This window comes from Mesotoga sp. UBA5825, assembly GCF_002432955.1.
Taxonomy (GTDB): domain Bacteria; phylum Thermotogota; class Thermotogae; order Petrotogales; family Kosmotogaceae; genus Mesotoga.
On sequence record NZ_DJHG01000077.1, the window covers coordinates 3465 to 13045 of the forward strand.

Below are 9581 nucleotides of genomic sequence, written 5' to 3' on the forward strand. Positions count from 1 at the left end.
GAAGGGTTGCCCCTTGCCTACGACATTGAAGGCAATCTGCTTGACGCATTGGGCAACAAAACCACAGACCCCTCAGAAGTTGAAGGTTACCGGCTTCCGACAGACGCAGAGTGGGAATTTGCAGCGAGGGGCGGTAACTTGAGCAAGGGCTATACAAGATCAGGTGGAAACTCGGTTGACTCAATAGCCTGGTATAAGTCGAACTCCGAAAACATGACCCATCCTGTGGGAACTAAAGCACCGAACGAACTGGGAATATACGATATGTCTGGAAACGTCTGGGAATGGGTAAGCGACTATCACATCAACTACTCTTCGTTAGAAGAAACGAATCCCTATGTTGATGTTTTCTCAGCTTACAGAGTTAAGAGAGGTGGCAGCTGGATAGACTGTCCCGTTGGTGTAAGTATCGATGTGAGATCGAAAGGTTTGCCAGGTCATACCATTACAAATCTCGGCTTCAGAATCTGTAGATCAGCAAAGTAAAGGCTTCTGCAATAATCTTAATTCCATCATAGAACCGTGTCTGGAATCATCTGGTGTCAAAGCTAACCCAGAACTTAATCATCTCCTGCAGTAGAAAGCAACGGAAATTAACAGTAGAACAACTTTATTGGCCCAATCGCCGAAACCGATTTTCACTCCTATTCCTAATTGCTCACCCAAAAATCAAACTGCCAAATCATTTGCTTCAGTTTTGTTTTTCGGAAAGAATGTACTATAATCTAGGTACATATGTTCTGAACAAATGATAGGAGAGATGTTATGACGGGAAAATCGATTAGAATGAACCGGATACTTAAAGAAGACGGAAAGACGGTAATCGTAGCGATGGATCACGGACAGTTTCAGGGTCCGATAAACGGCATCAGGAATGTCAGGGAGACTCTGAGTAACATAATTGTCGGCCGGCCCGATGCAATAATCCTTAATCCGGGCGTTATCGAAAAGAACGGAGATTTGCTTGGAGGAAAAGTTTCGATTCTATGCAGAATAACCGGTGCATCTACTAACTACTCCACTATGTTTGACTACCACAGAATTACTACTTCCGTCGAACATGCGCTATCAATAGGAGCAGACGGAGTCGTTGTTATGGGATTCATAGGAGGCGATGGCGAAAATGCGTCACTGGAGATTATTGGCAGGGTGGCTGAGCAATGCAGCAGACTGGGAATGCCACTGATTGCTGAAATGCTTCCGCAAGCCATGGATCACTTCACTGACCCCGAATATATTGCTCTCGGAGCCAGGGTCGCATATGAACTTGGCGCCGATCTGATAAAGGTGTATTACACTGGCTTTGAATCTTTTTCAAAGGTTCTGGAATCGGTCCCTGTGCCGGTTGTGATTGCCGGCGGGCCGAAGGGAAAGGATGCCTTTGAAATGGCGAGAGAGGCTCTTGAACTTGGCGCGATGGGAGTTGCTTATGGAAGAAATGTATTCCAGGCCGACGACCAGACCGAATACGTAAGAAAGCTGCTGAAAACGGTCCACGGCTAGTCCGAAATGAGGTGGCGTTTATGAAAAAAACACTCTTGTTGGTTTTCGTATTGCTTGTTGTTAGCTTGGTGATCGGAATTGAAGGGTATGTCTTTGTTGACCTTAATTCAAACGGAATACTCGACGCAGAGGATCAGGTTGTTCAGGGTTGTCTTATTTCAAATGGAATTGAGATAGTATCTTCAGACAGTGGCGGGTTCTACAACATCTCTGATTCAAATGGCTTCGTATTCCTGATCAAACCAGATGGTTATGTATGCAGCGAGTGGTATGCTAGAGGAGTCGAGAATCACGACTTCTTGCTGACGCCGATTGTGGAGAACGGCGTCTTCGCGGTTGTCAACGACATTCACTATGCCGATGATCCTGATCTCTTCTATGAGTCCCTGGGCGACAGAGAGATGATCGACAACCCAGATGAATACATGACTAAACTAGTTTCGATTCTTGAGACAATTAGTCCCGATTTCATTGTCTGCAACGGCGACATGGGAGCAAGCATCAAGGACATCGACGACGAGACTGCAACCAGATGGGCTACTAAGGTGAGAGACTATCTCACAGTCGGAGACATCCCAGTTTACTACTCAGTCGGAAATCATGAGACAAACAAAAAGAAGGAAGATCCGTACGACATTTTTCACAACGCATACGGACCCGAGTATTACTCTTTCAACAGCTGCGGAACGCACTACATTGTGCTCAATACCCACAATGTTGTAGATGGCAGTTTCATCTACGAGATCGACTCCGTACAGCTCGAATGGCTAAAAAGAGATATAGAATCTGTCGCTCTCAATGCCAGAATAATTGTTTTCTCTCATGAACCGATATTCAATCTGGCAAAGACCGACAATTATTATGAGATGATGCAGATCTTTGCAGACGAGTGCTCATATCACATCAGCGGCCATAGACATACTATGATAGAGTACTTCGATGCCCCGTTTGTTGAGCTAACCTGCGGCGCCATATCGGGAGCGTGGTGGGAAGGCCCTTCCCCAACGGGTGACGAATATGGATTCACGCTTTTCGAAATGAAGAGAAATGATCTCAACTATTGTTTTGTTACTCTTACAGAAGATTATTCCGGGTGGTTCGACATGAGCAGAGAGACTCCCTATTCCGGAGTGGAGTATGTCCGATTCTGCACGTTTCCTTCAGTATCGGACGATATTGAAGTACTTCTCAATGATCGTGTCTTCGAATGCGATGTCTTGAAGAGAGAGATGAGGTTTTGGTGCGAGTACTATTTCAACGTTAATCTCTCTTCCTTTCCAGATGGCCTAAACGAAATAGTTGTACGCGTCGGAGATAAAGAATTCAGAAAGAAGCTCTTCGTCAGAAGCGCTCCGGTAGATATCAAATCTATGAAAGCAAACCCAGAATACTTTGAGGGATCTCTTGTGCTCGTCTCGAATTGTTCCAATACCGGTCAGTGGGGTACAACCTACACATTTAACGATGGTAGCGATACTTTCATGGTTCAAATAACCAATCTGGACATTCCATTTGCCATTTCCAAAGATGAGAAGTACTCTCTCTACGGAATCTTTAGAAACAACGAGAGAGTAGTCGATCCTCTGAAACTGTTAGTGGCCGAGGGAATTGCTCAGGAAGAATAAGGAGGGGAAATAAGTATGAAGAAAACCTTAGTGGTTGTTCTTGCGGCAATGCTTCTGTTTTCTGCTGCGGTAATCGCGAATCCCGTACTAAAGATCAGTGGTGTGATCGCGTTGAGAAACGAGGAAGGCGTCTGGCAACTCACACTTGACGAGTTCAAAGAACTGCCCCAAACCGAGTTCTTTGTCACCGATCCCTGGATGGGTGACAAAACATATGTGGGAGTAACTCTCGCCGATCTGCTGAAGTTCGTAGGAGTTCCTTCGGGCGCGAAAAAAGTCGTGATGGTCTGCTCCGATGAGAAAGAATTCGCAGTAGCTTATGAAGATGCTTTGAAGTATCCGATAATGCTGACTCACTCAACCAGATCGGGCGAAAGCTTGAGGGCTCTTCCAGCAAGCCAGGGCGGTCCTATAAAGCTTGCATATCCGATCAACGACTTCCCTGAAATCACCGACAAGTATCCATCAGATAACTGGGCATGGTACGTTGTCGAAGTCAGGGTTGAGATGTGATTTTCGTAATGGGGGAGGCCAACTCCCCCATTATCTGTTAGAAGAGGTGGCTGATTTGAAAGCAGCAATTTACAAGGGCATTGGGAAGATCGAAATCGAAGATATTGATACTCCCACAATTCAGGTAAACGAAGGCCTTGTCAAGATAGGGATGGTCGGTGTTTGCGGCACAGATATCAAGACATTCAACAAAGGTCATCACATGTTCAAACCGCCTTGCATTCTAGGGCATGAATTCACGGGAAGAATTGTAGAAAGAGGCGCATCGGTAGATCGCGATTTCGGTGATTCTAGATATGTTATTGCCCCCTACATAGAGTGCGGTAAATGTGAGATGTGTCAAAAGGGAGTTCCCGAGCTCTGCTCAAAGAAATTCTGGGTCGAAGGGGCCTTTACCGAGTATGTGAAAGTGCCGTCGGAGATCCTGGAAAGGGCGACTCTGAAAATACCCGATGATGTTCCTGAAAGTACCGCGACCCTTACAGAACCGCTTGCCTGTGCGATTCATGGCATTGATAAGGCAAGAATAAAACCTGAAGACAGGGTCCTGGTTGTTGGAAGCGGGCCAATGGGGCTGCTTCTTGGAAACGCTCTGAAGAACATGAGATGCGAGACATACATTTCCGATGTTGATAAGAACAGGCTGTCCATGGCAGCAAACTGCGGTCTCAAAACTATAGACTTCAGTGATTCGAGTTTCGAAAGCTTCAAGAAGAGTCAATCTCGTTTCGATTCAATTATCCTTGCAAATGATAAAAAGGAACTTGTCAATCAGCTTCTACCTTTTGTTTGTCCGGGCGGAACATTTGAACTGTTTGGTGGAATGTCGAGAGACACGATCCTGGAGATAGATCCTTACTTTATTCACTATAAAGAGGTAGATCTCGTCGGCACTTTTGGTTTCTCCGAGAAGGATTTCAAGAAGGCTTTCGGCTTCATCGCTAGCGATCCAGATTCTTTCTCGAGATTGATTTCCAGAGTTTGGGATCTGGAGAATATTGACGAAGCCTTTAAAGATGCTATTGACAAGACCAAAATCAAGATTGTCGTCAAGGTCTCCCACTAGGAGGGATTTAAGTGAAGAAGGTATTTCTCTTTTCGTTACTTCTCATAGTCAGCACGGTTGTATTCGCTGTTACCCTCGATTTCTACTGTCTTGCCTGGCAACCTGCAGCGGTCGACAAAATATACGATCTGGTCGATATCTGGAACATGGAGAATCCGGACATTCAGGTAAATATCATCTGGGGTACATGGGAGTCTTCAGATCAGTACCTGTTGACGAGTTTTCAGGGCGGAAATGCACCGGACGTCTTTCATACTGATGCAGAGAAGTTCCGAGAGTATGGGATGATGGGATACGCTGCACCGCTGAACAGCTACGTCACAGACGACATGATTGCTGACATTCCCGCCCACATATTCGAAGATTGCTACGATTTCACTGGCAATCTATATGGTATTCCGTGGTGTCAGGAAACGCAGGTGATCTTCTACAACAAAGACATATTCGAAGAAAGCGGAATCAGATTACCTCTCGACAGAATGATTTCGTGGGAACAGCTCCTCGATATTGCTCAAAGCGTTACAAAGAAAGATGAAAACGGGAATGTAATAACCTGGGGAATCCTCGCTCCGCTAATGGAGAGGTTTCACTGGACGTTGATCGCTCAGAAAGACGGAACGATACTTACGAAGGACAGCAATCATAAATGGAAGGTCGAGATCAATGAGGGGGCAAAAGAAGCTATTGAATTCTACCTTTCGCTAATAACGGAGCACAGGGTGATGCCGAGAGATGTTATAAGCATAGACTACACCTCTCTAATGCAGGGATTCATAAACGGAAAGTACGCAATGGTTACCTTCGGCTGCTGGAACAGACGGTTCTTGCTTCAGAACAAGAACTTCAACTGGGGTATGCTTCTTGTCAAGAACGGTGACAACAAGATCAATGCGTCCGACCCCCAGGCTTTCGGTATCTCAAAGCTGTCCAAGCACAAGGATGAGGCCTTTGCCTTTATAGAATTCATGACAAATACTGAAAACTCAGCCGAGATAAGCTACAGCGACTATCTCTTCCCTGTCAGAGAGTCATCTCTCGAGGATCCGAGATTCAGCTCTCCGGAAAACGAATGGAACATCGCAAAAGCCTGGCTCCAATACTCGGACAACGTGAAGCCGGGGATGCCCGGATTCTACTCCTTCGAATGGAAGCTGTTTGTTCCGAATCTCGAAAAAGTCATCCTCGGAAGCGTGAGCCTCGATGCCGCCCTTAAGGATACTGTCACTGAAGGAAACAAGATGCTGAAGAAACTCGGGCTTCAATAATCAGTTATAGCTTGAGGAGAGTGAAAGGACTCTGCAGAGGTTGTGTGTACTGTTTGATCTAAGCTCTTTTGAGAGACTCCTTTCATTATTTCCTTATTAAGAGCTTGTATTCGCCAGTATAAGGTGATACTGGCAATCTGTGAAAAACATGCTACCGATTAACTCGGTAACTGTCGGGAGTGATGATAAATCAGAAAGAGCGAAACGGCCAAGGCGCTGCCGTATATTCTACCGGTATTGATCGTAGTAGCGCTCATAAGTGTATACCCATTTGTTAACGGGATATACAACAGTTTCTTTTCCGATGCTGTCTTCGGAGGTGGAAAGTACTTTTCAGGCCTTGAGAATTTTAGAGACCTGATGTCTGACAGCCTCTTCTGGACCGGACTGAAGAACAACTTTATATGGTCGGCCGCATGTGTGGGATTTGAGCTTGCAATAGGTATGCTGATAGCGCTGTTGCTCAATCTTCCGTACATAAAGCTCAGAGGGCTATACAGAGCACTCATCCTTCTTCCCTGGGCAACAACTCCCGTTGTCGCGGCGTTGATCTGGAGATACATCTTTGGGGTAATGGGACCGCTGAATTCCTTTCTGAATGCTGTGGGATTTGCAAATCCTCCCAACTGGTTGGTAACCCCCGGCTATTCTCTCTTCGCCTGTATAGTCGCAAACATCTGGATAGGCCTCCCATTCGTTATTGTGACTCTTCTGGCGGGACTGCAGTCCCTTCCGTCTGATGTATACGAGGCCGCTGAAATAGATGGTGCCGGTGTATTGAAGAGGTTCTTTCATCTCACTCTGCCTCTAATGAAGAGCTTGATTCTGATCCTTGTTACCTTGAACACTATCTGGACTTTCAACATGTTCGATATCGTCTACTCAATGACAAACGGTGGACCTGGAAACTCTTCTATGTTGCTGTCGCTGTACTCCTATCAGAACGCTTTCGCCTACTTTCAGCAGGGTTATGCTTCTGCAATCGGCGTAATCTGTCTGCTTATTCTCCTTCTACCAGTAACCTTTTACATTAGGGAGGTAAGAAATGAGGCCTAAGAGAAGCGTAGTAATTACAATGAACATCGTTGCCTTTGTAGTAGTTCTCCTAATCCTCTCTCCTCTCTTGATGCTAGTACTAAACTCTTTCAGAGAGACTATGGATATTTATCAGAATCCCCTAAAGCTTCCCGAGAAGTTATATACTGGAAATTACTCAAAGATCTTCCAGGACACCAGTTTTCGCAGGAACTTTGCGAACAGCATGACAGTTACCCTCGTCACCGTTCTGCTTTGCATAGTCATAACAACGCTGGCAGGTTACGCCATGTCTAGATTCAAGTTCAAGGGAAAGAATCCCTTGATACTTTGGTTGCTAGCTTCCCAGGCTTTTCCGGGAATTCTTATGATTATTGGCCTCTTTTCTCTTTTGAACCGATATTCTCTTCAGAACAATCCCATAGGTTTGATTATTCTGTACACTACCTTTACTATCCCTTTCTGCAGCTGGCTTCTTAAGGGGTACTTCGATGAGATTCCTCAGGCACTTGAGGAAGCTGCAATGATAGACGGCTGTACTCGCTTTCAGGCAATGAGGAAGATAATCGTACCGATGGCCGTTCCGGGGATTGTTGCTGTCGGAACGTTTGCCTTTCTTCTCTCGTGGAATGAGTTCTTTTTCGCACTTGTAATCATGAGAGAGAATGCGAATTACACCCTTCCAGTATTTCTCTCAAGGTTTGTTGGAACTGGAGGCGCCGTTGAGTGGGGTGCGCTTTCGGCCGGAGCTCTCATCACTGCTCTTCCTCCTATCCTTCTATTTCTTCTCTCGCAGAAGTATTTGATCGGAGGCTTAACGAGAGGTGCTGTCAAATGAGAGCTGCGGTTATTGGTGCGGCCTCAATCGACAGATACTTGATTCTCGATTCATATCCTGAAAGAGATTCCATGGTATTTGCAAAAGGCACACACAATTTCATCGGGGGATCGGGAGCAAATATCGCGCTGAATCTCTCGAAATATGTTGAGACGGACTTCTACTTTGGTACGGGAAATGATTTAACTTCGGAGTGGATTCTCAAGAGGCTTTCTTCTTCGAAACTGAACCTAAGCTACAAAATCGAGGATGGACCTGGTGCTGAGACGATAGTGATGTTGGATTCTCACGGAGAGAGAAGAATCATATCGCTTGGAGGCCACGCTCTCTTTAGCGGCGTAATCGATGAAAAGAGATACGATGCGATTTGCGTAGCCGACAGTTTCAAGGAAGTAGCTGTCGATGCTTTCCGAAAGTCCTCTGAATCTCTGAAGGTCTATGTGCCTGGTGGTTGTGGTCTGTATTTCGGCGTAGATGACGTTATTGAGGTATCCTGTCTGTCGGATTTCACTATACTCTCGGAGGGTGAAGCGCAGACCATTCAAGACAGGATAAGTGAGATAACCTCAAACGTAATCATAACCAGAGGATCATCCGAGACGATCTGGATAGACGGAAACAAGAGCCGTCGTTCATTTGAAGTCGAGAACACTGGAGGAAAGCTCGCGGACACTACAGGTGCCGGCGACGCTTTTGCCGCAGGATTTATAGAGAAGTTCATGAAGTGCGGGGATCCGGTCCAAAGCATCTACCATGCTCACAGGAAGGCTGCGGAAGTGATCTCGGTAATTGGGCCAAACCTCGTGGAAGGGAGGAAAGACCTACGATGAAAGGACTGATGGCCGATAGAGACACAATGATAAAGGTGTGCAAACTCTATTATCTTGAAGACCTGACACAGAGTGAAATAGCAAAACTGGTCGGAATATCCAGGCCTCAAGTGAGCAGGTTACTCACAAAAGCCAAGAACGAGGGGATCGTGAGGATCGAAATCGATTCGGGAAGCCTGGGAAATTCTGAAGAGATCTCATTGGAGATGAAAGAGAGATTCGGCCTGAAGAACGTTATCGTTGCGGATGAAGGAACGGAGGTAGGAACAATAACCTCGATCGCTATATCTGCAGCTAAATTTCTTCCCGATTACGTGAAGAATGGACAGCTTGTGGGGATCTCCTGGGGTCGAACTCTGTACGAGACAGTTGAAAGAGTCGTGTTCAACGGGGAGCTTCCAAACACAACATTCATACCCTTAATCGGCGGCGTTGGCCAGTTGCGCCATGAGTATCAAATGAATTCAATAGTTGAGAAGATCGCAAATTCCTTTCACAGTAATCGTTACTACCTTTTCGCTCCGGCCTTCATAGAGAACTCGAAGACTCTGAATATGATGCTCGAAGACGGCTCAATAAGATTCATGTCGGAGATGTGGAAGAGGCTGGATCTGGCAATTGTAGGGATAGGTGAACCCATATCTTTATCCAACGCCTTCAAGAACATCTACGACAAGGAGTTCCTTGCTAATCTTATGAAACACGCAGCGGTTGGCGACATAGCAGCGAGGTTCTTTGATGCCAGCGGAATACCTTGTGTTTCCGGAAACGAAAACATTCTGGGGATTTCTCTTGAGCAGCTGAAGGAAGTTCCCGAGGTAATTGGAATTGCCGGTGGAAAGGAAAAGGCTCTGGCGATTCACGCGGCAATTAAGGCCGGATACATCAATTCAATCGTCACGGATC

10 protein-coding genes are annotated in these 9581 nt (G+C 46.0%); all 10 read left to right on the forward strand.

The features are described from left to right. The coding region (locus B3N33_RS07625; protein WP_292592814.1) for a formylglycine-generating enzyme family protein at window positions 1-486 on the forward strand (486 nt) is incomplete at its 5' end. A gap of 279 nt (window positions 487-765) precedes the next feature. Next, the gene (locus tag B3N33_RS07630; RefSeq protein WP_214059880.1) at window positions 766-1503 is read left to right on the forward strand and encodes a class I fructose-bisphosphate aldolase; all 738 of its coding nucleotides are present in this window, start codon (window positions 766-768) and stop codon (window positions 1501-1503) included. Window positions 1504-1523: 20 nt separating this feature from the next. After that, window positions 1524-3128, forward strand: a complete 1605-nt coding sequence (locus B3N33_RS07635) for a metallophosphoesterase family protein (protein WP_292592816.1) — start codon at window positions 1524-1526, stop codon at window positions 3126-3128. A 15-nt stretch (window positions 3129-3143) separates the two neighbouring features. Continuing rightward, entirely contained in the window at window positions 3144-3641 is a 498-nt protein-coding gene (locus tag B3N33_RS07640) for a molybdopterin-dependent oxidoreductase (protein WP_214059882.1), read from the forward strand. Window positions 3642-3696: 55 nt separating this feature from the next. Continuing rightward, window positions 3697-4707, forward strand: a complete 1011-nt coding sequence (locus tag B3N33_RS07645; protein ID WP_214059883.1) for an alcohol dehydrogenase catalytic domain-containing protein — start codon at window positions 3697-3699, stop codon at window positions 4705-4707. An 11-nt stretch (window positions 4708-4718) separates the two neighbouring features. Further along, the gene (locus B3N33_RS07650) at window positions 4719-5972 is read left to right on the forward strand and encodes an ABC transporter substrate-binding protein (protein ID WP_292592818.1); all 1254 of its coding nucleotides are present in this window, start codon (window positions 4719-4721) and stop codon (window positions 5970-5972) included. A 360-nt stretch (window positions 5973-6332) separates the two neighbouring features. After that, window positions 6333-7028 carry a carbohydrate ABC transporter permease gene (locus B3N33_RS07655; protein ID WP_292592820.1) on the forward strand — a complete coding sequence of 232 codons (696 nt, stop codon included), beginning with the start codon at window positions 6333-6335 and terminating at the stop codon, window positions 7026-7028. Next, complete coding sequence (locus B3N33_RS07660; protein WP_099828459.1) at window positions 7018-7845, forward strand: carbohydrate ABC transporter permease; 828 nt, start codon at window positions 7018-7020, stop codon at window positions 7843-7845. Before B3N33_RS07655 ends, B3N33_RS07660 begins: the two co-directional genes overlap by 11 nt. Continuing rightward, on the forward strand, window positions 7842-8675 hold the full coding sequence (locus B3N33_RS07665; protein ID WP_214060310.1) for a PfkB family carbohydrate kinase: 834 nt from the start codon (window positions 7842-7844) through the stop codon (window positions 8673-8675). Before B3N33_RS07660 ends, B3N33_RS07665 begins: the two co-directional genes overlap by 4 nt. Next, window positions 8672-9581, forward strand: a 910-nt coding sequence (locus B3N33_RS07670; RefSeq protein WP_292592822.1) for a sugar-binding transcriptional regulator, incomplete at its 3' end; no start/stop codon positions are given. The genes B3N33_RS07665 and B3N33_RS07670, both read left to right, overlap by 4 nt.